Origin of the sequence: Saccharopolyspora gloriosae, from assembly GCF_022828475.1 — a bacterium.
In the GTDB taxonomy this organism is placed as follows: Bacteria; Actinomycetota; Actinomycetes; order Mycobacteriales; family Pseudonocardiaceae; genus Saccharopolyspora_C; species Saccharopolyspora_C gloriosae_A.
In genome coordinates this window covers 5,837,625-5,860,275 of record NZ_CP059557.1, presented here as the reverse complement: position 1 = coordinate 5,860,275, position 22,651 = coordinate 5,837,625, and the positions used below count along the sequence as shown (strand labels likewise).

The window sequence follows — 22,651 nt, the reverse complement described above, 5'->3', positions numbered from 1 at the left end:
GGCCGGTTTCGGGGATCTGGCAGGATTTCCTCGTAGCACCGCAGCGCAGAGGTGAGAGGCTGACCCGTGTTCGTTCTCGGCATCGACAGTTCGACCCAGTCCACCAAAGCCGTGGTCGCCGACGCGGAAACCGGCCGGGTCGTGTCCGACGGGAAAGCGCATCATCCGGCGGGCACCGAAGTGGACCCGTGGGCGTGGTGGACGGCGGCGCAGCGGGCCGTTGAGCAGGCCGCCGCCGACACGCCCGGCAAGATCGAAGCGGTGTCCGTCGCGGGCCAGCAGCACGGCATGGTCGCGCTGGACGACGCGGGGAACCCGGTGCGGGACGCGTTGCTGTGGAACGACACCCGTTCCGCGCCGCAGGCCCGCGCGCTGATCGAGGAGCACGGCGCCGCGACGCTCGCCGAACGCACCGGACTGGTGCCGGTCGCGAGTTTCACCCTCACCAAACTGGCGTGGCTCGCGGAGCACGAACCGCACCACGCCGACCGCGTCGACCGGGTGCTGCTGCCGCACGACTGGCTGACCTGGTTGTTCGCCGGCCGTCCCGAACGTGCCTGCACCGATCGCGGCGACGCCTCCGGCACCGGCTATTACGCGCCCACCACCGGGAACTGGCTGCCGGACCTGCTCGGCAAGGCGATGGGCGGCCGCAGGCCGCGGCTCCCGGACGTGCTGGGGCCTGCCGAATCCGCCGGGCGCGTGTCCGGTTTCGCTCCGCTGGACGGCGCGCTGCTCGGCGCGGGCACCGGCGACAACATGGCCGGGGCGCTGGGAATCGGCGCGGGGCCGGGCGATGTGGTCGTGTCGCTGGGAACCTCGGGCACCGCGTTCGCCGTCGCCGACCGGCCGTGCGCCGACGAAACGGGGCTCGTCGCGGGATTCTGCGACGCCACCGGCCGGTACCTGCCACTGGTGTGCACGCTCAACGCGGCCAGGGTGCTCAGCGGTACCGCGACCATGCTCGGCACCGACCTCGCCGGACTGGACCGGCTCGCGCTGGACGCGACGGCCGGTGCGGGCGGGCTCACGCTGCTGCCTTACCTGGAGGGGGAGCGGACCCCGGACCTGCCGGACGCCACCGGAACGCTCACCGGCCTGCGCGGCACCAACATGACGCCGGAGAACTTGGCGCGGGCCGCGGTCGAGGGCATGCTGTGCGGCCTCGCCGACGGAGTGGAGGCGCTGCGCCGGGTCGGCGTGGACGTCCGCCGGGTGCTGCTGATCGGTGGTGCGAGCGAATCCGCCGCGGTGCGCGCGGTCGCTCCCTCGCTGTTCGGGGTGCCGGTGGAGATCCCGGAAACCACCGAGTACGTCGCGCTCGGCGCCGCGAAACAGGCGGCGTGGGCGGTTTCCGGCTCGGTCGCTCCGCCGGACTGGGAGCTGCGCTCGGAGGCGTGCCCGGCGGCGAACGTCTACCAGGGCGAAGCGGTCCGCCACGCCTACCGCACCGCCCGCGAACAGATCCACGGCTTCTGACGGCACTCTCGGTCGGCCATGAGGTGAACGCCGCCTTCGCCCGATCAGACCGGTCAACGGAGGCCGTTGGGTCTGGTGCCACCAGGTGAATGTCTCCTTTGAACCGGCGGGATCGGGCGAAGTGAACGTTCACCCATCTTCTGGCCGGGGGGACATGGCAGCGGAATATGCCGCTGTGGCAGGTGAAAGCGGATTCGTCCCCTGTGCGGAGCAGTGCCTGCTCCGGCGATCGGGTGGTCCGTTCGTTCGGTCGCTGACCTGGTCGGCCCCGCGCCGCTACGTTCGATCTTGAGTCGGGTTCGTTCGTAGGAGAACGCGGAGGTTCGCGAGCATGGGCACCGATCATCGCGCGGAACGACTGCGCCGCGCCGCGGAACGCACCGTCGCTCGCTTCCCCGAACTGCCGGGCTGGAAGCGGCAGGTGCTCACCCAGTTCCTGGTGGTATCCGGCCGTGGCTGGCGAACCTTCGCGCACACCGCGTTCCCGGCCACCCCGCCCGGGCGGGCGGACGTGCTGCTGATCGGCCCGCAGGGCGTGCTGGCCGTGGCCGTCCGCGACAGCGAACCGGAACTCGGTGAAGCGGCCAGGATGCTGCGCAAGGCCGGAGAGCTCTTCCTCGGAGCCCGCTTGCCTGCAGGCGTGGTCAGCGAGGCCGTGGTGCGTCCGGTGGTGGTTCTGCCGCTGGGACAGGAACCCTCCAAGCAGTCCCGAGGGCACCACCTCACGGTGTCGGAGGCAACGCTGGGGCAAGTGCTGGAACGCGGCGATCGGCGACTGACCAAACGGGACGCGGAGTCCCTGATCGCGCACCTGACCACCGGCGACGCGGACTTCACCGAGCTCGTGCCGTCGCAGGAGTCGGCGCCGGAAACCGAGCCCGGCGCCGAACTGTTCGACCTCGCCGACCTCGCTCGGGATCGGTTCGACAAGGCGCTGGAAGGCCCGTTCGAGTCCTGGCTGACCTTCCTCGACGACTCCCAATCCGCGATGGTGCGACGGGACTACAACGGACCCGCGCGGATCAGCGGCCCAGCGGGTACCGGCAAGTCCGTGGTCGCGCTGCACCGGATGGTGCGCTTGGCTAGGAACAGCGTCGGACCGCTGTTGTTCACGACCTATTCCCGCAACCTGCCGCCGATCGCACAGCGTTCGTTCGAGCGGCTCGCGCCGGAGGTCGGCGATCGCGCCGAGTTCAGCACTGTGCACCGCTGGGCGAGACGGTTGCTGCGGGACCGCGGCCAGAACATCATCGTGGACACGAAAGCGTGCGACAACGCGTTCTCCCATGCGTGGTCGCAGGTCGGCAAGCGCAGCAGGCTCGAAGAGCTGCACTCCGGTTACCTCTACTGGCGCGACGAGATCGATCGGGTCATCAAGGGACGTGGCATCACCGAACTCGCCGACTACCAGGACGTGCGGCGAACGGGACGCGGATTGCGAGTGGAACGCGGCTCCGATCGGGAGCTGGTGTGGCGGCTCTACCAGACCTACGAGCGGTTGCTCGCGGACAAAGGAGTGCACGACTTCAACGATCTGCTCATCGCCGCCTACGACGAACTTCAGCGGGCACCGCTGGACCCGCCGCTGGCCGGGGTCGTCGTGGATGAGGTGCAGGACATCACCCTCGTCGGACTCCGGCTGCTGGGCAGCATGGCCGGTGAAGGCCGGAATCGGCTGTTGCTGGTCGGCGACGGGCAGCAGCAGATCTATCCCGGCGGCTGGCGCCTCTCCGATGCGGGACTCGTCATCAGCGGGCGTGGTGAAGTGCTGCGCAACAACTACCGCAACGCCTCCCGGATCCTGGAGTGGGCCAAGCGGTTCGACGCCTCGAACCAGGTCGACGACCTCGACGGTGCCGCGGGATTCTCGTTGCGCGAGGCCGTGGCCACGCTGCGCGGAGGCGAGGTGATCCCGTGGAAGGGGCCGAAGGAGCAGCAGGCGGACGCTTTGCTGGCGGCGCTGCGCAGGTTCGGTGATGTGGAACCGGACGACGTCGCCGTGCTCACCTTCGACAAGGGTGAATCCAGTCGCTGGCACAAGGCGTTGCGAGGACAGGGGTTCGGCGTGCGCGACCTGGACGACCACTTGGGGGAGCGGGACGGGACGGTCAAGGTGGGAAGCGTGTTCCGGGCCAAGGGGCTGGAGTTCCGCGTGGTGTTCGTGCCGGAACTACCCCTGGAGCGGGGCGAACAGGAGCGGTTTCGGGAGGCGCGGGAGCGGGACGAGCGGATGCAGCTGGTCGCGTTGACCAGGGCCAGGGATGTGCTGTGGATCGGATTTCCGTTGCGGGAAGAGGAGAACGACAACGCTGCCGGGTGAGTTGGCTTGGTGGTGCACTCGCGATCATCGGGTGCCGGGCTCTGGTGGTGAGATCCGGAGACGGTGGAGGTTGATCGTCGTGGCCGTTGTTCGCGGTGCTGATCGTGATCGCGCTGATCTCGACGATCCCGTCGCGCCACCGCACCCGGGCGATGCGCGGTGGTACGAACTCCGCGACGTCGATCAACGGTGGCTTCGACATCGCCCCGACGGCGAAGATCGAGGGCGAAACGATCGTTCGGGAACCTTCGGACTGGTAACTTTCGGAGACGCCCGCGCGCATCGGGAAACGGGCTCCCGCGGGCGGCACTGAGCCCGAGACGATGGGGGTTGATCGTCATGATCTCAGCAGTGGGGCTTTTTGTGCTCGTCGCAGCGGTGATCGCCTTCGCCGTCCGACGCCGACGCCCCGCACGTCGTGGGGGCCACACCGCAGCCCCGTTCATCGGGGCCGGCGGCGCTCACCACTCCACGTACGGCCATTCCGTGCACGGCGGTGGCTTCGACGGAGGCAACGTCAGCGGCGGCTTCGACGGCGGTGGCAGCGGTGGTGGCGGCGACGGCGGCGGTGGCGGTGGCGGCGGGGCCTGATCACCCCGACAGCAACAGCAACAATCCCGTTCCGGTCAGCAGCACCATCGCCAGCACCACCGGCAGCTGACCGAGGCGGGCCTGCCGCGCCTCGAACAGCCGCAGTGCCTGGTCGTGGGCCGCGGCGGTGCTCGCGAGGTGGCCCAGCACGATCGCGTTGATCTGCACCATCGCCACCGCACCGGGGGAGAGCACCGAGTAGTCCGGCACGTTCCCGCCGGACCCGAACAGGTCCAGCCCGGTGCCGAACGGATCACCGGCCAGGATGAACGGCTGCTGCCCCTCGATCACGAAGAACGAGAAGTAGTGCGCCACGCCGTAGCCCACGGCGATCGGCAGCAGTGTCGCCGCGAACCGGGCGGGCAACGGCTCGGAGCTGCCCGAGACGATCGCGCTCAGCCGCATCGAACCGAAGTACAGCACCGAGATCCCCGCGATCGACACCATTAATCCGCAGGTCGCCGCCAGCACGTCCGGCAGGCCCGTCGCGTTCAGCAGCGCCTGCCACCAGCTGGTCCGGGTGAGCCCGTCGAACGCTGTCGACCCGATCAGCACGCACGCCAACCCGGCCAGACCCGGCACCGGATCCGCCCGCACCAGCCCGGCCAGCGGGTTGCGCAGGATCAACGTCCCGTCCGACCGCCTGCCCAGCGGCGCGAAGCGAGCCAGCAGCGTCGAGTACACCTCAAAGCCGTCGCCCCGCTCGAACCACGCCGGGCCGTAGCGGGCGGCGGCGGCCAGGTTCAGCAGCGCGTAGCTCACGATCAGCACGGCGACCAGCCGCGGATCGGCGCGGTTCGGCGCGACCAGCTCCAGCCACACGAAACCCAGCAGCCACGCCGTCGCCACCCGGTAGCCGAGCCACGCGGGCATCGGTTTCGGATCGCGCCCCAGCCGCAGCGCGCGCAGCACGGTGCGCAGCGGATTCACCGCCCGCCACACCGGACCCAGCAGCACGCTCGCCGGGATCAACCCGACCCAGAACGTCACGAACAGCACCCACGGGGCCAGGTTCGCGTTCGTCTCCGCCGGGCCGAACAAGCCGACGGCCACCACGAAGACCGCGAGCAGCAGCACGACGATCCGGGCGGCACCGCGCAGCCGAGGGGACTCCACCGCGGCGAGCCGGACGGGGCGGCCGGATTCCGGGTTCAGCCAGGGCTTCGACCACAGCGCGAGCAGCGCGGCGAACGACACCGCGACCGCCAGCGCCCCGCCGACGACGGCGGCCGCGCCGTTGAGCGGCAGGTCGGTGCGCCCGCCGAGCCCGTGGGCGAGGAACTCGGTGCTCACCGCACTTCCAGGCTGGGCAGCGACAGCCCGGATTCGTGCAGCTCCGCCTCGAACACGCCGGGTTTGTCGGCGGTGAACTCGACCGCGGCGACCTGGCCGGGGTTCAGCGGCGCCGACTCGTCGTAGCCGTGGACGTGCAGCTCGTCGCGCTGGTCGCTGCGCACCTGATAGCGCACGTGGCCGCCGAGCGGCACCGCCACCCGCTCGGTGCCGGTGCGGACCTGGCCGTCCGCGACCTCCGCGTCGACCACCACCGGAGGCGCGTCCGATGCGGCGGGTTCAGGAGGGGGAGCACCGCAGGCCGTGAGCAGCAGGGCCGAGGCGGTCAGTGCGCATCCGATGAGCCGCGCCGTCGTTGTCATCGCAGTGGTCCTCCGTGGTCACCCCGAACGTTTACAACAACTAATGTCACATCAGGGGATGACATTGTCCAGCTTCTGGTGTTCCATGACCGGCATGAACCAGACCGCTGTGGAGTGGCCCCGGGTGCTGCTGACGCAAGAGGCGCGGCCCGCGGGAGGTGCCGCGCTCGACCAGATCTTCATCGCCTCCGGCGGCGCCACCGTGCTCACCTTGGTGCTGCTGCTGCTCGGATACGCGCACCGCACCGGCCGCACCCGGCTGCTCGCCAAGGCGGCCGTGCTCTCCCAGCGGGTGCTGCCGCGCGGACTGCCCGGCTGGGTCGCGCTCCCGCAGATCGTCGCGATGCTCTCGCTGATCACGGCACTGCTCGGCATGTACTGGGACATCTCGCTGCACATCACCCAGGGCCGCGACGAAGGCCCGCTGGCCAACATCGCGCACTACCCCATCCTCATCGGGCTGTTCGGGCTGTTCGCGGCGGGCATGCTCGCCGTGGTGCTGCCCAAGGACGAACCCGTCGGCGGCGCGGCCGTGCGCATCACCCGCGACTGGCACGCCCCGGTCAGCGGCGTGCTGCTCGCCGGAGCCGGGTTCTACGCGCTGCTCGGCTTCCCGCTCGACGACGTGTGGCACCGCATCTTCGGCCAGGACGTGACGCTGTGGGGGCCGACGCACCTGATGCTCATCGGCGGCGCCGGACTGTCCCTGGTCGCCGTCGCGCTGCTCGAACGCGAAGGCAGGCTCGCCCGCTCCGACCTGGGCGAACCGGGAACCCTGGCCCGGTTCGGGCACCGCGGCATGGCCATCGGCGGACTGCTCGTCGGCCTGTCGGTGTTCCAGGCCGAGTTCGACTTCGGCGTGCAGCAGTTCCGCATGGTGCACCAACCGTTCCTGATCGCCGTGGCCGTCGGCTGCGCGCTGGTCGTCGCCCGGTTGTGGGCCGGTCGCGGCGCGGCGCTGTTCGTCGTCGGGTTCTACGTGCTGGTGCGCGGCGGCGTCGCCGTGCTCGTCGGACCCGTCCTCGGGGAGCAGTTCGCCACCATCCCGCTGCACATCGTGGAAGCGCTCTGCGTCGAAGCGGCCGCGCTGCTGCTCGCTCGTCGCGCGCTGGCGCTCGGCGTTGTGTCCGGCCTGCTCATCGGCACTGTCGGGTACGCGGCCGAATACGCGTGGACGCAGGTCGCCTTCCCGCTGCCGTGGACTCCGGACATGGCCGTCGAAGGCGCTGCCATGGCCATCGCAGGTGGTGTCGCGGGCGGTGTGCTCGGGGCGTTGCTGGCGGGAGCGCTGCGCGGTGAGCTGCCGCGCCCCAAGGTCTCGGTGCCGCTGTTCACCGGCGCACTCGTGGTGATCGCGCTCGCGGTGACCAACGCGCTGATCGGCACCGCGCCGGCCGTGCAGGCGACCGTCACGCTCACCGACGTGCGCGGCGGACCGCAGGACCGCACCGGACAGGCCGTCGTGCGGATGAGCCCGCCCGGCGCCGGGCAGGACTCCAGCTGGCTCACCATGACCGGTTGGCAAGGCGGTGACCTGCACGTCGACCGGCTCACCCGGATCGGCCCCGACACCTACCGCACCAATGAGCCGATGCCGCTGCACGGCACCTGGAAGACCATGATCCGGCTCCACGACGGTCGCGCGATGGTCGCCATCCCGGTGTACATGCCCGCCGACGAGGCGCTCGGCGTCCCGGCGGTCACCGCCGACCCGCAGTTCACCCGCGATTCGCAGCCGGAGTGGCAGGTGCTGCAGCGCGAGACGAAGCAGGACATCCCGTCCTGGCTGTGGGTCACCTGTTCGCTCGTCGTGCTGGCCTGCTCGCTGGCGCTGGTGCTCTCGTTGGCCTGGGGCGCGCAGCGGATCGGGCGGGCCGGAGCCGGAGTGCCGGAGCGGCCCGCCGCTCCGGAGCGGGAAGGGACGGCGGTGTGATCGTCGCGGAGACGCAGATCCTGGCCAGCCACCCGATCATCACGGCCGTGCCGTTCTTCGTACCCACCTTCGCGGTCGTCGCCGTCGTCGCCGTGATCGTCTACCGGGACCGCCGCCGTTCCCGCGACGACACCGACGGCGACTGAGCCTTCCCGGTCACCGCGGGTTGCGAAACCCGGCCCGAACTCGCTGCGGGCCGGGTGAAGTTCGGGCTCGGCCGAGGGAAATCCTGGAAGTCGACCGTGTGGCTCTTGTCACAATTGTGAGCTCGGGGCACTCTCGGAGACGTCGATGCGACGACCCGTACGAGAGGTGTTCGCCCATGTCTTCGGCTACCGAACTGACCGATGTGCAGCGAGTTCTGGGGCAACTGCGCAACAGCGTCGGCATGCTCCGATCGCGGTACGGAAACGCTGCGGCCGTGCGCCGCCTGAGCAACGATGTGGAACGGCTCGAGATCGACCTCGCCGAGCTGTCCGCATTGCCCGCCCCGCGCAGGGAAATGACCGGCGGCGAAACGGTGATGGTGCCGGACACGCCCTACGACCCCTCGTTGTGGCGCGACGCCGACGACGAAGGAGTCGGCGGACGGCCACAACACTGAGGCCGACCGGGGTGGCGGCTCCGGCGACGGCGCCGAAACTCCCAGCGGCACCAGTGGACCACCACGCGCACTACCGGCAAGAACGATCGAGCGCCCAGGCCGAACCGGACACCGACAACGAGGTCAGCCATGTCCGCACTCCCCGGTATCGATCCGTCCAACGCCGAACCGGCCCATCCGCCCGGCCGCGCCGACCCGCGCACCCGGCGCACCGACCGGTGGTGGCTCGGACCGCTGGTCACCGTGGTCGGGCTGGGGTTGTTCCTGATCTACGGCCTGATCCGCACGTTCATGAACAGCTACTACTGGGTGCCCGAATACCACTACCTGGCGCCGTTCTTCTCGCCTTGCCTGAGCGAGGCCTGCGTACCGGGGGCGAGCCACTGGGGGCAGTGGCTGCCCGCGATGGGGCCGTTCCTGCCGCCCCCGGTGATCGTGCTTCCGTTCGTGTTCGGATTCCGGCTGACCTGCTACTACTACCGCAAGGCCTACTACCGCTCGTTCTGGGCGGCGCCGCCTGCCTGCGCGGTCGCCGAACCGCACCGCGGCTACACCGGTGAGACCCGGTTCCCGCTGGTGATGCAGAACCTGCACCGGTACTTCTTCTACGTCGCGCTGCTGGTCGCGGCCGTGCTCACCTACGACACCGTGATCGCGTTCCACGGCGCGGACGGCGGTTTCGGCGTCGGTATCGGCTCGCTGCTGATGGTCGTGAACGTGGTGCTGCTGTGGATGTACACCGCGTCGTGCCACTCGTGCAGGCATCTCATCGGCGGGCGCATCAACCACTTCTCCAAGCATCCCGTGCGCTACTGGCTGTGGACCAAGATCAGTGCGCTCAACGCGCGGCACATGCAGCTCGCCTGGGCCTCACTGCTGTCGGTGGCGCTGGTCGACCTGTACGTGCTGCTCATCGCCGCAGGCGCGTTCCCCGATCCCCGACTGTTCAACTGAAAGGCCCTCGATGCAGATCGAGCAGCACGACTACGACGTCATCGTGATCGGCGCGGGCGGCGCGGGACTGCGCGCGGCCATCGAGACCCGGCAGCGGGGGCTGCGCACGGCGGTGGTGTGCAAGTCGTTGTTCGGCAAGGCGCACACGGTGATGGCCGAGGGCGGCATCGCGGCCTCGATGGGCAACGCCAACCCGCACGACGACTGGCAGGTGCACTTCCGGGACACCATGCGCGGCGGGAAGTTCCTGAACAACTGGCGGATGGCGGAACTGCACGCGCGGGAGGCGCCGCAGCGGGTGTGGGAGCTGGAGACCTACGGGGCGCTGTTCGACCGCACCGCGGACGGGCGGATCAGCCAGCGCAACTTCGGCGGCCACGAATACCCGCGGCTCGCGCACGTGGGGGACCGCACGGGACTGGAACTCATCCGCACCTTGCAGCAGAAGATCGTCTCGTTGCAGCAGGCCGACTTCGCCGAGCACGGCGATTACGAGGCGCGGCTGAAGGTGTTCCAGGAGTGCACCGTCACCGAACTGCTCAAGGACGCCCCGGACGGACGGCTCGCCGGGGCGTTCGCCTATTGGCGCGAGAGCGGGCGGTACGTGCGGTTCCAGGCTCCCGCCGTGATCCTCGCGACCGGCGGCATCGGCAAGTCCTTCAAGGTCACGTCGAACTCGTGGGAGTACACCGGCGACGGCCACGCGCTGGCGCTGCGCGCCGGGGCCGCTCTGATCAACATGGAGTTCGTGCAGTTCCACCCGACCGGCATGGTGTGGCCGCCGAGCGTGAAAGGCATCCTCGTCACCGAATCGGTGCGCGGCGACGGGGGAGTGCTGCGCGACGCGAACGGACGCCGGTTCATGTTCGACTACATCCCCGACGTGTTCAAGGACAACTACGCCGACACCGAGGACGAGGCCGACCGCTGGTACGCCGATCCGGAGCGCAACCGCAGGCCACCGGAGCTGCTGCCGCGCGACGAGGTGGCTCGCGCGATCAACAGCGAGATCAAGGAGGGGCGCGGCTCCGAGCACGGCGGCGTGTTCCTGGACATCGCGTCCCGGCTGACGCCGGACGAGATCACCCGGCGGCTGCCGTCGATGCACCACCAGTTCCGCGAACTGGCCGATGTGGACATCACCGGGGAGATGATGGAGGTCGGCCCCACCTGCCACTACGTGATGGGCGGGGTGGAGGTCGATCCGGACTCCGGGGCCTCCGGAGTGCCGGGCCTGTTCGCGGCCGGTGAGGTCGCGGGCGGGATGCACGGCTCGAACCGGCTGGGCGGGAACTCGCTGTCGGACCTGCTGGTGTTCGGCAGGCGTGCCGGGATCGGCGCCGCCGAGTACCTGGACGCCGGGCATCGCCCGGAGATCCGCCAGTCCGATGTGGACGATGCGGCGAAGCGGGCGGAACAGCCGTTCGCCGCCGTGAACTCGGGGGCGGAGAACCCGTACACCCTGCATTCCGAGCTGCAGCAGGTGATGAACGACCTGGTCGGCATCATCCGCGTCGGCGAACAGATGCAGGACGCGTTGCGGCGCCTGGAACAACTCCGGGACCGGTCCCGGAACCTGGTCGTCGAGGGCAACCGGCAGTTCAACCCCGGCTGGCACCTGGCGCTGGATCTGCGGAACATGCTGCTGGTCAGCGAATGCGTGGCGCGAGCGGCGGTGCTGCGCACCGAGAGCCGCGGCGGGCACACCCGCGACGACCACCCCGGCATGGCCCCCACCTGGCGGCGCACCCTGCTGGCCTGCTCGTTGAGCAGGGACGGCGTCCGCGTCGACGAGCAGCGCCAGCTCCCGGTGCGCCCGGACCTGCTGGAGCTGTTCGCGGCCGAAGAACTGCGCAAGTACTTCACCGAAGAGGAACTAGCCGCCACGGCGGGCTGAGGAGGCCGACGATGAGCTACCTGGCGCATCTTCGCGTGTGGCACGGCGACGCAGACGGCGGTGAGCTGCGAGATCACGTCGTCGAGGCGGCGGAGGGCGAGGTCGTGCTCGACCTCGTGCACCGCCTGCAGGCCACCGAATGCCCCGACCTGGCGGTGCGGTGGAACTGCAAGGCGGGCAAGTGCGGCTCCTGCTCGGCGGAGATCAACGGCAAGCCGAAGCTGCTGTGCATGACGCGGATGTCGACGTTCGCCACCGACGAGGTCATCACCGTCACGCCGATGCGCACCTTCCCGGTGATCAAGGACCTGGTGTGCGACGTGTCGTTCAACTACGTCAAGGCGCGCGAAGTGCCCGCGTTCGAACCGCCCGCCGACCTCGAACCCGGCGAGTACCGCATGCAGCAGGTGGACGTGCAGCGCTCCCAGGAGTTCCGCAAGTGCATCGAATGCTTCCTGTGCCAGGACGTCTGCCACGTGATCCGGGACCACGAGGACAACAAGGAGGCCTTCTCCGGGCCGCGGTTCTTGATGCGCATCGCCGAGCTGGAGATGCATCCGCTGGACGCCCGCGGCGAGACCCGCAAGGATCGCGCCGACGAGGGACGCGAGGAGCACGGACTCGGGCTGTGCAACATCACCCGCTGCTGCACCGACGTGTGCCCGGAGCACATCCAGATCACCGATAACGCGCTCATCCCGTTGAAGGAACGCGCCGCCGATCGGTACTACGATCCGTTGCTGAGGCTGTTCAGGCGCAAGCGGGACTGACCGTGCCGATCCGGGAAATGCCACCGCACGGGCCTGCGCGGCTCGGTGCGGCCGTGGCTGCCGGGCGGGTCAAGGTTCTTCTCGGACATTTCAAATAGCGGGAATCATTTACGCACCGTGCCGATGGTGTGTTCGCAGTGTTACTCGCGTTACGGAACCGGCCATTTCGGACCATTGGGGTCATTGCTCGGCATGGGGCCGAGTGTGCGGCGCTCGTCTTGCGCTCCAAATCACTCCGATTTCGGACGGGGCGCTGATGATCGTGTTGGAGTGTCCACGTCGCACACTGCTTGAACTGGGCCATCGTCGGCTTAACCGGGACTTCCTCCACGTTTTTCCCGCACTTTCCCGAGTTGAACAGCGCAAACTCGATGTGGGCCTGTGAATGATGGCAAAGTCCCATTGGGTGTGTCCTGACACTCCCGTGCGAATCGCTCCCAATTCTCGGGAAAACAGCAGCTAAGGCCTGTCAAGGTGGGGATCTTGGAAGGCGTCGGCGCACGTCGGGAAGGGGTGGCGGGTTCTAGCCATGCCTTTGTTCCGAGCGGATCCGGTAGATACGTTTTCGGCATCCGAGTCAATTAGAGCAATCGACTCCAGTGCCGGGCGGTGCGTCCGCCGGAAACTTGTCGGTTCGTGACGGAGGTAATCCCGTGAAGAAAATGCTGTTCGGTGCCGGCGCCGGTCTCTCGGCCGCGGCACTCGTGGTCGCAGCGGTTCCCGCACTCGCCGCCGCCCCGCAGGACCTTGCACCGCTGACCATGCACACGGCGAACGCCGCCGGTGCCGGCGACTCGTTCGTGGTGAACCTCAAGGACGGCGCCAACGCCGCCGAGGTCGCCAAGGAACTGGGCGTGCAGACCAAGCACGTCTACAACAACACCCTCAACGGCTTCTCGGCCACGCTGAGCCCGCAGCAGCTGCACGACGTCCGCGCCAACCCGGCGGTCGACGGCGTGTCGCAGAGCTTCAAGATCCAGGTCGAGAACCCGCACGCCGCGGCGACCGGATCCTGGGGCCTGGACCGGCTCGACCAGCCGGAACTGCCGCTGGACGACACCTACGCCCCGGCTCAGACCGGCGCGGGCGTCACCGCGTACGTCATCGACACCGGCCTCGCCGTCGACCACCCCGACTTCGAGGGCCGCGCCAAGTTCGGCTTCGACGCCACCGGTGGCGACGGCGGCGACGTCCAGGGCCACGGCACGCACACCGCGGGCACCATCGCCTCCAAGACCTACGGCGTGGCCCCGCAGGCCGAGGTCGTCGGCGTGAAGGTCCTCGGCGACGACGGCAGCGGCACCACCGACGACATCATCGCCGGCCTGGACTGGGTCGCTCAGAACGCCAACGGCCCGTCCGTGGCGAACATGTCGCTCGGCGGCAGCAAGGACCCGGCGCTGGACGAGGCCGCCACCGGCCTGGTCGACCAGGGCGTGTTCCTGGCCGTCGCGGCGGGCAACGAGTCGCAGGACGCGGAGAACGTCTCCCCGGCCAGCGCGGAGGGCGTGTTCACCACGGCGGCCTCCGACGAGACCGACACCTCGGCCGAGTTCACCAACTTCGGCGCCACCGTTGAGGGCTACGCCCCCGGCGTGGACATCACCTCCACCGTCCCCGGTGGCGGCACCGAGGCGATGGACGGCACCTCGATGGCCAGCCCGCACGTGGCCGGCGCCGGTGCGCTGTTCCTCGAAGCCAACCAGGGCGCGGCCCCGGCTGACGTGATCAAGGGCCTGCAGGGCGGTGCCTCGGTCGGCGTCATCCAGGGTGCGCCGCAGGGCACCATCGCCGACCTGCTCCAGGTCGACGCGGGCTGACGCTCCGCAAGAAACCGGTGTGGCCGGGTATCGACCCGCGAGGCGATGCCCGGCCACCTTCTTGACCCCCTTCTTGATCGGTCAATGCCGACCGCCGACTCCCCGCGCGACGAGCGCGGCAGGTGGTCGCTCGCGGTGCGTCCGCCGCACCGCACGGAACCACCTGATGCAGACATTGGTTCGCGGTCCTGGCATAGACCAGAGGAAGTGCGGCTGAGGTGTATCAACTCTTTCTGGCCTTCGACGGTTTCGTCCCGGCTCTGACGGTTCTGTTCCCGCTGGCGGTGCTCGTCGCCGCGGTGTCCGGGACGGTGCGCAGCAACCGGCTGCGGTCGGTCTCCCCGCTGCACGAACCGCTGATCGACGCGGTGCTGGTGTTCGCGGTGATGTTCACCGCCTACCTGGTGTTCTACCCGCAACCGGAGATCGCCGAGCGGGTCCGGATGGAGATCGGCAACGATCTGTTGACGGCGTTGCGCGCGGCCCCCGGCGATGTCCGGCCGTGGGTGCAGCTGGCCGGGAACCTGGTGCTGCTGCTGCCGATGGCGACGCTGGTGCCGATGCGGGTCCGCTGGTTCGACGGCTACGGCAAGATCGTCATCGGCGGGCTGTCGACGGCCCTGACGATCGAGGCGGTGCAGTTCTTCTGCATCCCGGGGCGAGTCGCCTCCACCGACGACGTCGTGCTCAACACGCTCGGCGCCTCCATGGGCGGGCTCGTGGTGTGCGCGCGCTGGTGGCGTGCCGAGGGGCAACTGCCCGGCCCGAACCACCGCAGCGTGGAACCGGACGAGGCGCAGACCACGGTGTGGCGGATCATCGAGAAGATCGAACAGGAACGCGTTCCCGGCGCCCGGCGGAATTCGGACGCGGCAACGGCGCGAGTTCCGGCCCGGCAGAGCGGCGAGCGCAACGCGGTTCCGGTGCGCAGGCCCACTGACGGGCGGATGCCCGCCGCGTCCGGCCCGCCTGCGGCGAACGTCCGCGCTCCGGTGAACGTTCCGGCCGAGCGGCCGGGCAAGGGCGTGCCGGCCACTGCCGGTCGCGCACCCGCACGACGGTCCTGACCTCGACGGGCCGGGTGGCCCGCGCCCGGTCACCCGGCCCGCCCCGAAACCACTTGGCCGGACGCGCCCTCGGCCAAGTGGAGCTCAGCTGCGCGGTTGCTCCGCGGCCGGAGTCTTCGGCGTGCCCTGCAACGCCTGGTTGCGGGCGCTGAACGAGCGGCCGAGCGCTGCGACCTCCCGCTCCATCTGCGGCATGATCTTGCGCACCGTCGGGGCCATGATCCGCGCGACCAGCTTCGAAGCGGGCAGGTTGCGCAGCCAGTGCATCACCGCCACCGAGCGCGGCACGTAGACCCGGCGGGAGCGGCGCTGCACGGCGTCGGCGAACGCGGTGGCGCACTTGTCCACGGTGGTCGTGGAGTGCATCGGCCACGGCAGGATCTCGCGCAGCTTGCGGAAGCTCGGCAGGTCGTTCTTCGCGTCGCGCACCAGGTCGGTGTCGATCCACGACGGGTGCGCGCTGCCGACGGCGACACCGAGGTGGGCCACCTCGGTGTTCAACGCGCTGGCCAGGGCCTCCGCGCCCGCCTTGCTCGCGGTGTAGGCGGCCATGCCGCCGATCGGGGCGAACGCCGACAGCGAGGACACGACCAGGATGTAGCCGCGCTGCTCGATCACGTGCGGCAGCGCGAGGCGCGCGGTGTGGAAGACGCCGTTGATGTTCACGTCGATGGTCTTGGTGAACGAGTGCGGGTCGCCGTTCTGCACGGTGCCGAACGGTGCGATGCCCGCGTTGGCGATCACGGCGTCGATCCGGCCGTGCGCGGCGACGGTGCCGTCGATGGCGGCTTGCAGGGAGTCGGGGTCGGTGACGTCGGCTTCGAACCAGGTGTGGTCGTCGCCGAGCTCGGCGGTGACGGCCTTGAGCTCATCGGGTTCGAGCCCGGTCAGCGAGAGCGTGGCGCCGCGGCGCGCGAGCTCCCTGGCGGTCTGCGCACCGATGCCGCGCGCGGCTCCGGTGATCAGGACGACTTTGCCGGACATCGTTGACGGCATGCGCACTCCCGAGCTTGGTTCGACATCACCTACTCCGAAGTAGCCTACCGGCGGTAGCTTACTTCCGGTAGGTCTAGTCGTGCCGAGTCCCGCCATCCTGTGGACAACTCGTCCACCTGTGGACAACTCCTGCGATTTCGCGAGAAATCGACCGAGCCCGACCGCGCCCGGACGCAGCACAGGCCGGTCGAAGTGTTCGTTCACCTGGGGTTGCGCCGTAGGCGAGGGGTTGGGGCGAGTCGATTTCTCGCGAAATCGAATCGGGACGACCAAGGTTCGAGTGGGTTCAGAGGGCGGTGAGGTCGGCCCGTTCGGTGTCGTGACCGTCGAGGACCCGCTCCGCCAAGGAACGCATCTCAGGCGCCGAGCCCTCCTCCAGTTCCGCTTGTGCCAACTGCTCACCGCCGTCGTAGAGGCCCGTCATGGCCTCCTTGAACGAGGCCGTGAACTCCGCGCCGCGAACCTGCCGCAGCCGCGCCAGCAGCTCGGCGCTAGGCATCCCGGGCAGCTGCGACGGCTCGGCGACCAGGTCCTCGGGCGCGCTGCCCGAAGGAAGCCCCTCGGTGGCGGTGAGCCACCCGGTCAGCTCGTCGGCCTGGGCCTGCCGGTCCTGCCTGAGCCGCGCCGCGAAGGCGGCCACCTCCGGATCACCGGACTCCGCCGCCAAGTCGGTCAGTTCCAGCAGCTGCTGGTGGTGCGCCAGCAGCTGACTCGCGAACTCCTGATCGGTGCTCGTGTGCGACCCGTCCTCCAACTCATCGAGGTCCGCGTCGTCCGTGCCGGGCGCCTCGGAGGTGTCCGTGGCGGGAGGCGGCGCGGGCTGCGGAGCGGGACCGCAGCCGGTGAGCACGAGTCCGCAGGCCAGCGCCGCGCCGATCAGCATCCGTCGCGGCGCGCGACCGCCGCTGTCCGGCGAGCTCCGGCCCGCTCGATGGGGACGGGGTTCGGCCGCCGCCGGGCCGCCGGGCGCGGTCCGCGACCACGCGCGGCCGGGCGGTGCGGTCCGCGTGGGCCGGTGCCGGTGGAACAAGGCTCGCTGCACGTGACCGCCCTCTCCCAGGGTGGTGATCGTTCCGGTCGGGGTGCCGGCCGGGGCTGTCGGACTCCAGGTTATCGATCGAGACGCGCTCAACCATCAGGGTGCGCCGATCCGGAGGGGAACGCGCGGTGTCGCCTCGCTCTCACCACTGATGACCTTGCGCGAGTCGATGACTAGGGTGGCTACGGCCCGGCCGCAGGCACGCGCGGCGGCCGGACTACTATCCGCAGACGGCAGCGATCGTGCCGGGCGCAGGCCACCTGGTACCTGGGCGCGTCGCAGCCGACGCGCCGACCCGTCCGGGTCGGGCGGCCCCGTCCACAGCGGGTCCGCGCAATCACGAGGAACAGTGCAGGAGGCACCGTGACGGCCGTCGCGCCACAGCCGATAGCCACGCGCCCCTATCCGGCGCGGCAAACGGTCAAGGGTTCGTTCCTGGCGCGGATGTTCCGCACCACCGACCACAAGCAGATCGGCATCCTCTACCTCGTCACCTCGATCGCCTTCTTCATCGTGGGCGGGCTGATGGCGATGCTGATCCGCGGGGAGCTGGCCGTTCCCGGGATGCAGTTCCTGTCCCAGGAGCAGTACAACCAGCTGTTCACGATGCACGGCACGATCATGCTGCTGCTGTACGCGACGCCGATCCTGTTCGGCTTCGCGAACTACATCCTGCCGCTGCAGATCGGTTCGCCGGACGTCGCGTTCCCGCGGTTGAACGCGTTCGGCTACTGGCTCTACCTGTTCGGCGGGATCGTGGTCGTCAGCGGGTTCCTGCTGCCGGGCGGTGCCGCGGACTTCGGGTGGTTCGCCTACACCCCGCTCTCGGACGCCCTGCACTCGCCGGGGCACGGCGCGGACTTCTGGGTCGCCGGCCTGGCAGTGTCCGGTCTGGGCACGATCCTCGGTGCGGTCAACATGATCACTACCGTGGTCTGCCTGCGCGCACCGGGCATGACGATGTGGCGGATGCCGATCTTCACCTGGAACATCCTGGTGACGAGCGTGCTGATCCTGATGGCCTTCCCGATCCTGACCGCGGCCCTCATGGGCCTGCTGGCGGACCGGCAGCTCGGCGCCCACGTCTTCGACCCCGCCAACGGCGGCGTCATCCTGTGGCAGCACCTGTTCTGGTTCTTCGGGCACCCCGAGGTCTACATCGTCGCGCTGCCGTTCTTCGGCATCGTCTCGGAGATCTTCCCGGTGTTCAGCCGCAAGCCGCTGTTCGGCTACACCGGCCTGGTGTACGCGACGCTGGGCATCGCGGCGCTGTCGATCGTCGTGTGGGCGCACCACATGTACGCGACCGGCGCGGTGCTGCTGCCGTTCTTCTCGTTCACCACGTTCCTCATCGCCATTCCGACGGGCATGAAGTTCTTCAACTGGATCGGCACCATGTGGCGCGGCCAGTTGACGTTCGAGACGCCGATGCTGTTCAGCGTCGGGTTCCTGGTGACGTTCCTGTTCGGCGGTCTGACCGGCGTGCTGCTGGCCGCGCCGCCGATCGACTTCCACGTCTCGGACACGTACTTCGTGGTGGCGCACTTCCACTACGTGCTCTACGGCACGATCGTGTTCGCGACCTTCGCGGGCATCTACTTCTGGTTCCCGAAGATGACCGGCCGGATGATGGACGAGCGCCTCGGGAAGATCCACTTCTGGCTGACGTTCATCGGCTTCCACACCACGTTCCTGGTGCAGCACTGGCTGGGCAACGAGGGCATGGTCCGCCGGTACGCGGACTACCTGGAATCGGACGGGTTCACCGCGCTGAACATGCTGTCCTCGGTGGGTGCGTTCATCCTCGGCGCCTCGATGCTGCCGTTCCTGTGGAACGTGTTCAAGAGCTACCGCTATGGCGAGATCGTGAACGTCGACGACCCGTGGGGCTACGGCAACTCCCTGGAGTGGGCCACGTCCTGCCCGCCGCCGCGGCACAACTTCACCGAGCTGCCCCGGATCCGTTCCGAGCGCCCGGCCTTCGAGCTGCACTACCCGCACGTCGCGGACCGGATGCGCCTCGAAGCTCACATCGGACTCACCGGTAAGTCGCTCGCGCACGCCGCTCCGTCCGAGAAGGCGGCGCAGGCGGTGGTCCCGCCGGAACAGGGCGGGGACCGCGACGCCACCGAGAAGTAGGTCGCTCACCGCGAGCGCAACGTGATGTGCGCGCTAGTGCCGCACCGCACGGCTGTGCGAAGGTGAGTCGGCTCTGACGACGAGCCCCGGCAGACCCCGGTCTGCCGGGGTTTCTCGTGTTCCCCACCGGAAAGGAGTGCCGGCAGCCGTGAGCACGCCGAATCCCACCACCGTGCTGATCACCGTGACCGGGAAGGACAAGCCAGGAGTCACCTCCGTGCTGTTCGCCGCCCTCACCGCACACGGGGTGGACATCGTCGACGTCGAACAGGTCGTGATCCACGACCGGCTGGTGCTCGGTGTGCTGGTGTCGACCGACCGAGACCCTGAACACCTGCAGGAAGCCGTCGAGCAGGCGATGGCCTCGGTCGGGATGACCGTGGACGTGCTGATCGGCGCCCCCGACGGCGACCCGGCGAAACTCGCTTCCACGCACGTCGTGGTGGTCCTGGGGCATCCGGTGTCGGCGCGCAGCTTCACCGAGGTCGCGCGCAGGCTCGCCGCGATGAACGTGAACATCGACTCCATCCGCCGCGTCGCGGACTACCCGGTGACGGGACTGGAGTTGCAGGTCACCGCTCCCGACTCGACGGAGGAGATGGGCGCGAAGCTGACCTCGGAAATGGGCGAGCTCTCCGCCGGGCTCGGCGTGGACGTGGCGGTGGAACGCGCCGGCCTGACCCGGCGAGCCAAGCGCCTGGTCGTGTTCGACGTGGACTCCACGCTCATCCAGGGCGAGGTCATCGAGATGCTCGCCGCGAAGGCCGGATGCGAGGAGGCGGTCCGCGAGGTCACCGAGCGCGCCATGCGCGGCGAACTGGACTTCGCCGAGTCGCTGCGAGAGCGGGTCGCGGTCCTGGAAGGCCTCCCCGCAACGGTGCTCGACGAGGTGGCCGCCGACCTGGAGCTCACCCCCGGAGCCCGCACCACGGTGCGCACGCTGCGCAGGCTCGGCTTCCACACCGGTGTCGTCTCCGGCGGATTCAGCCAGATCATCGATCACCTGGTGGCCGAACTCGGACTGGACTTCAGCGCCGCCAACGAGCTGGAAGTCGTCGACGGCAAGCTCACCGGCCGGGTCATCGGGGAGATCGTTGACCGACCCGGCAAGGCACGTGCGCTGCGGCGATTCGCCGATGAGTTCGGCGTTCCCTCCGGGCAGTGCGTCGCCGTGGGCGACGGCGCGAACGACATCGACATGCTCTCCGCCGCCGGGCTCGGCATCGCGTTCAACGCGAAACCCGCACTGCGCGAGGTCGCCGACACCGCGTTGTCGCACCCCTTCCTGGACGCGATCCTGTTCGTGCTGGGCGTGACCCGAGCAGAAGTGGAACTGGCCGACGCGGAGGACGGCGTCGTGCGCCGCGTTCCGCTCGACGCGTGAGGCGCAACGGTGACCGGCCCGCGGTCGTTGACGTTCCGGTAAGTGATCACGACAGGGCAGTGGGAGCGAACATGACCGGGCAGGCCGAAGTGGACGAAGTGTCGCTGCGCATCGAGGCGACGCCGGAACAGATCTGGGACCTGCTCTCCGACATCACCCGGATGCCGGAGTGGAGCCCGAACCTGGCCCGCTGCACGTGGCGCGGCCGCGTCCGGGAACCGGTGGCGGGGGCGCGGTTCATCGGGTTCAACAAGCCCGGGATCCCGACTCCGAACGTGGTGGAGCGGGCCGAGCGAGGGCGTGAGTTCACGTTCCGCACGACGCTGCACAACACGGTGTGGCGCTACCTGCTCACCGCGGACGGCACCGGGACGCTGGTCACCGAGCAGCGGGACACCTCGCGGACGAAGCACGGGATGTTGCGGCCGCTCTACAAGCTCACCGGTGGCCGCGAGAAGTTCGCCGACATCTTCCGCACTGGAATGGAGCAGACCCTCCGCCGCCTGAAGACGGTCGCCGAGGCGTAGCGAGCCGCGCACCGCAGCTTTTTCGGAGTGAACGGACCGTTCGTCCGATCTCATTGGACGAACGGTCCGTTCACTCCGCCCCGGCTGCTTCGGGGGTCGGGATCGCGAACAGGTCGACGTGGCCGTTGGAGATGAACGACGGTCGTTGCTCCAGTTCGCTGAACGCCGCGGTCAGCCGGGGGAAGCGGTCGAACAGCGCGGACAACGCGATGCGGGCTTCCAGGCGGGCGAGCTGGGAGCCGACGCAGAAGTGCACGCCGTGGCCGAAGCTGAGGTGCGCGGTATCGGCGCGGGCCGGGTCGAAGAGGTCCCCGTCGGGGTAGTGCGCGGGGTGCCGGTTGGCCGCGAGCAGGCCCGCCACGATCGGTTCGCCTGCCCGGATCGTGCCGCCACCGGGCAGCGCGACGTCCTCGGTGGCGAAGCGCAGCGGCAAATTCGCGAGCGGTGGTTGCCAGCGCAAGGTTTCTTCGACGACGGCGTCCCAGCTCAGCTCGCCCGCTCGGAGCCCGGCCAGATGCCGAGGTTCGGTGAGCAGTTCGGCGATGGCGTGTCCGAGCAGGTTCACGGTCGTCTCGTGGCCCGCCGAGAACATCAGCATCAGGGTGTCGGTCAGCTCACCGTCCGACAGGCGCGTGCCGTCCTCGTCCCGCATCGCCAGCAGATCGCTGGTCAGGTCATCGCCCGGGTTCCGCCGGCACGACGCGACGTGCTCGCCGAACAACCGGTACAGGGTCTCCATCCCGGCCACCATCTGCTCCGGTGACGTCGTGGTGCTGAAGAACGTCTCCACGAGCCGGCGCATCTCGTCCAGGGCGTCGCGGTCGGTGATGCCGAGCAGCGAGCTGATCACCGCGACGGGCAGCGGGTTCGCGAAGTGCTCGCGCAGGTCGATCGCGACCCCCGGTCGCGCGGCGGCGACCTCGTCGAGCAGGCCCGCGGTGATCCGCTCGATGTGCGGGCGCAGGCCGCGGATGCGTCGCGTGGTGAACGCAGGCGCGATCAGTGCTCGCAGCCTCCGGTGATCGGCGCCGTGCGAGTTGAACATGTTCCGCATCGAGACCCAGGTGTGCAGCGGCCAGTCCGGCGGCAGGTCGCGGTACCCGGGCCAATGCCGGTGCGGGTCCTTGGAAACGCGAGGGTCGGCGAACAGGGAGCGGAGCACTTCCGGGTCGGTGACCAGCCACGCCTCCACCTCGCCGGGCAGCGACACGCGGGTCGCGGCACCCCGCGCGCTGAGCCGCGCCGCCTCCGCGTGCAGTTCGCTCCCGGTGGGATCGAGCGGATACGGGCAGGTGGAGGGTTCCATCGATCGGCTCCGTTACGTCGTTCCCGCGCGCCGTGGTGGCGCGCACCCATCATGCGGTGATCACGAGACGTCCGGTGACCAGCGTCGGGGTGAAGCTCGCGCTCCGTTCGGACGCGTCGTTCGCCCACCCGTCCGGAGCGGAGTGAACGGACCGTTCGCCCAATCCCACT

20 protein-coding genes are annotated in these 22,651 nt (G+C 69.5%); 15 read left to right on the top strand and 5 right to left on the bottom strand.

Going from position 1 to position 22,651, the window contains the following annotated elements; all coding sequences use genetic code 11:
• Positions 1-66 precede the first annotated feature (66 nt).
• The 4 genes from xylB (at position 67) to H2Q94_RS25625 (ending at position 4,390) form a co-directional block, all read left to right on the top strand.
• Positions 67-1,479, top strand: a complete 1,413-nt coding sequence (xylB, locus tag H2Q94_RS25640; protein WP_243789720.1) for a xylulokinase — start codon at positions 67-69, stop codon at positions 1,477-1,479.
• Positions 1,480-1,810: 331 nt separating this feature from the next.
• Entirely contained in the window at positions 1,811-3,799 is a 1,989-nt protein-coding gene (locus H2Q94_RS25635; protein WP_243789719.1) for a UvrD-helicase domain-containing protein, read from the top strand.
• A gap of 86 nt (positions 3,800-3,885) precedes the next feature.
• On the top strand, positions 3,886-4,059 hold the full coding sequence (locus H2Q94_RS25630; protein ID WP_243789718.1) for a hypothetical protein: 174 nt from the start codon (positions 3,886-3,888) through the stop codon (positions 4,057-4,059).
• A 79-nt stretch (positions 4,060-4,138) separates the two neighbouring features.
• Complete coding sequence (locus H2Q94_RS25625; protein ID WP_243789717.1) at positions 4,139-4,390, top strand: hypothetical protein; 252 nt, start codon at positions 4,139-4,141, stop codon at positions 4,388-4,390.
• Here the strand turns inward: H2Q94_RS25625 and H2Q94_RS25620 are convergent, their stop codons facing one another.
• Both H2Q94_RS25620 and H2Q94_RS25615 read right to left on the bottom strand, forming a co-directional pair.
• The gene (locus H2Q94_RS25620; protein ID WP_243789716.1) at positions 4,391-5,683 is read right to left on the bottom strand and encodes a hypothetical protein; all 1,293 of its coding nucleotides are present in this window, start codon (positions 5,681-5,683) and stop codon (positions 4,391-4,393) included. It abuts the gene before it with no gap.
• The gene (locus H2Q94_RS25615) at positions 5,680-6,045 is read right to left on the bottom strand and encodes a cupredoxin domain-containing protein (RefSeq protein WP_243789715.1); all 366 of its coding nucleotides are present in this window, start codon (positions 6,043-6,045) and stop codon (positions 5,680-5,682) included. Before H2Q94_RS25615 ends, H2Q94_RS25620 begins: the two co-directional genes overlap by 4 nt.
• Positions 6,046-6,139: 94 nt before the next feature.
• Between H2Q94_RS25615 and H2Q94_RS25610 the strand changes: the two genes are divergently transcribed.
• The 8 genes from H2Q94_RS25610 (at position 6,140) to H2Q94_RS25575 (ending at position 15,090) form a co-directional block, all read left to right on the top strand.
• Positions 6,140-7,978, top strand: coding sequence for a hypothetical protein (locus H2Q94_RS25610; protein ID WP_243789714.1), 1,839 nt, complete (start codon positions 6,140-6,142; stop codon positions 7,976-7,978).
• Positions 7,975-8,124 (top strand): hypothetical protein, encoded by a 150-nt coding sequence (locus H2Q94_RS25605; protein ID WP_243789713.1) that lies wholly within the window; start codon positions 7,975-7,977, stop codon positions 8,122-8,124. The genes H2Q94_RS25610 and H2Q94_RS25605 overlap by 4 nt, the downstream gene beginning before the upstream one ends.
• Before the next feature lie 176 nt (positions 8,125-8,300).
• Entirely contained in the window at positions 8,301-8,582 is a 282-nt protein-coding gene (locus H2Q94_RS25600) for a hypothetical protein (RefSeq protein ID WP_243789712.1), read from the top strand.
• A gap of 129 nt (positions 8,583-8,711) precedes the next feature.
• On the top strand, positions 8,712-9,536 hold the full coding sequence (locus H2Q94_RS25595) for a hypothetical protein (protein WP_243789711.1): 825 nt from the start codon (positions 8,712-8,714) through the stop codon (positions 9,534-9,536).
• A 10-nt stretch (positions 9,537-9,546) separates the two neighbouring features.
• Complete coding sequence (locus tag H2Q94_RS25590) at positions 9,547-11,433, top strand: fumarate reductase/succinate dehydrogenase flavoprotein subunit (protein WP_243789710.1); 1,887 nt, start codon at positions 9,547-9,549, stop codon at positions 11,431-11,433.
• An 11-nt stretch (positions 11,434-11,444) separates the two neighbouring features.
• The gene (locus H2Q94_RS25585; RefSeq protein WP_243789709.1) at positions 11,445-12,203 is read left to right on the top strand and encodes a succinate dehydrogenase/fumarate reductase iron-sulfur subunit; all 759 of its coding nucleotides are present in this window, start codon (positions 11,445-11,447) and stop codon (positions 12,201-12,203) included.
• 662 nt (positions 12,204-12,865) lie between these two features.
• Positions 12,866-14,023, top strand: coding sequence for a S8 family peptidase (locus H2Q94_RS25580; RefSeq protein ID WP_243795909.1), 1,158 nt, complete (start codon positions 12,866-12,868; stop codon positions 14,021-14,023).
• Between the two features lie 218 nt (positions 14,024-14,241).
• Positions 14,242-15,090: a VanZ family protein gene (locus tag H2Q94_RS25575; protein ID WP_243789708.1), complete on the top strand. Its 849-nt coding sequence runs from the start codon at positions 14,242-14,244 to the stop codon at positions 15,088-15,090.
• A gap of 84 nt (positions 15,091-15,174) precedes the next feature.
• Here the strand turns inward: H2Q94_RS25575 and H2Q94_RS25570 are convergent, their stop codons facing one another.
• The gene (locus H2Q94_RS25570) at positions 15,175-16,086 is read right to left on the bottom strand and encodes an SDR family oxidoreductase (protein ID WP_243789707.1); all 912 of its coding nucleotides are present in this window, start codon (positions 16,084-16,086) and stop codon (positions 15,175-15,177) included.
• A gap of 286 nt (positions 16,087-16,372) precedes the next feature.
• Positions 16,373-17,128: a DUF305 domain-containing protein gene (locus H2Q94_RS25565; RefSeq protein WP_243789706.1), complete on the bottom strand. Its 756-nt coding sequence runs from the start codon at positions 17,126-17,128 to the stop codon at positions 16,373-16,375.
• A gap of 360 nt (positions 17,129-17,488) precedes the next feature.
• Here H2Q94_RS25565 and ctaD point away from each other — a divergent pair, with 360 nt between their 5' ends.
• The 3 genes from ctaD to H2Q94_RS25550 all read left to right on the top strand — a co-directional run bounded on the left by ctaD (position 17,489) and on the right by H2Q94_RS25550 (position 21,175).
• Complete coding sequence (ctaD, locus tag H2Q94_RS25560; protein ID WP_243789705.1) at positions 17,489-19,264, top strand: aa3-type cytochrome oxidase subunit I; 1,776 nt, start codon at positions 17,489-17,491, stop codon at positions 19,262-19,264.
• Positions 19,265-19,412: 148 nt separating this feature from the next.
• Positions 19,413-20,648, top strand: coding sequence for a phosphoserine phosphatase SerB (gene serB, locus H2Q94_RS25555; RefSeq protein WP_243789704.1), 1,236 nt, complete (start codon positions 19,413-19,415; stop codon positions 20,646-20,648).
• Positions 20,649-20,719: 71 nt separating this feature from the next.
• Entirely contained in the window at positions 20,720-21,175 is a 456-nt protein-coding gene (locus H2Q94_RS25550) for an SRPBCC family protein (RefSeq protein WP_243789703.1), read from the top strand.
• A 70-nt stretch (positions 21,176-21,245) separates the two neighbouring features.
• Here H2Q94_RS25550 and H2Q94_RS25545 read toward each other — a convergent pair whose 3' ends face one another.
• Positions 21,246-22,481, bottom strand: coding sequence for a cytochrome P450 family protein (locus H2Q94_RS25545; protein ID WP_243789702.1), 1,236 nt, complete (start codon positions 22,479-22,481; stop codon positions 21,246-21,248).
• Positions 22,482-22,651: the final 170 nt, after the last annotated feature.

What these genes read in the sequence shown, in the direction of transcription:
- H2Q94_RS25625 (WP_243789717.1), top strand. Translation starts at nt 4,139, where the DNA reads ATGATCTCAGCAGTGGGGCTTTTTGTGCTCGTCGCAGCGGTGATCGCC.
- H2Q94_RS25545 (WP_243789702.1), bottom strand. Translation starts at nt 22,481, where the DNA reads ATGGAACCCTCCACCTGCCCGTATCCGCTCGATCCCACCGGGAGCGAA.
- H2Q94_RS25600 (WP_243789712.1), top strand. Translation starts at nt 8,301, where the DNA reads ATGTCTTCGGCTACCGAACTGACCGATGTGCAGCGAGTTCTGGGGCAA.
- H2Q94_RS25580 (WP_243795909.1), top strand. Translation starts at nt 12,866, where the DNA reads ATGCTGTTCGGTGCCGGCGCCGGTCTCTCGGCCGCGGCACTCGTGGTC.
- H2Q94_RS25595 (WP_243789711.1), top strand. Translation starts at nt 8,712, where the DNA reads ATGTCCGCACTCCCCGGTATCGATCCGTCCAACGCCGAACCGGCCCAT.
- H2Q94_RS25570 (WP_243789707.1), bottom strand. Translation starts at nt 16,086, where the DNA reads ATGCCGTCAACGATGTCCGGCAAAGTCGTCCTGATCACCGGAGCCGCG.
- H2Q94_RS25590 (WP_243789710.1), top strand. Translation starts at nt 9,547, where the DNA reads ATGCAGATCGAGCAGCACGACTACGACGTCATCGTGATCGGCGCGGGC.
- H2Q94_RS25585 (WP_243789709.1), top strand. Translation starts at nt 11,445, where the DNA reads ATGAGCTACCTGGCGCATCTTCGCGTGTGGCACGGCGACGCAGACGGC.
- H2Q94_RS25615 (WP_243789715.1), bottom strand. Translation starts at nt 6,045, where the DNA reads ATGACAACGACGGCGCGGCTCATCGGATGCGCACTGACCGCCTCGGCC.
- H2Q94_RS25610 (WP_243789714.1), top strand. Translation starts at nt 6,140, where the DNA reads ATGAACCAGACCGCTGTGGAGTGGCCCCGGGTGCTGCTGACGCAAGAG.
- H2Q94_RS25635 (WP_243789719.1), top strand. Translation starts at nt 1,811, where the DNA reads ATGGGCACCGATCATCGCGCGGAACGACTGCGCCGCGCCGCGGAACGC.
- H2Q94_RS25550 (WP_243789703.1), top strand. Translation starts at nt 20,720, where the DNA reads ATGACCGGGCAGGCCGAAGTGGACGAAGTGTCGCTGCGCATCGAGGCG.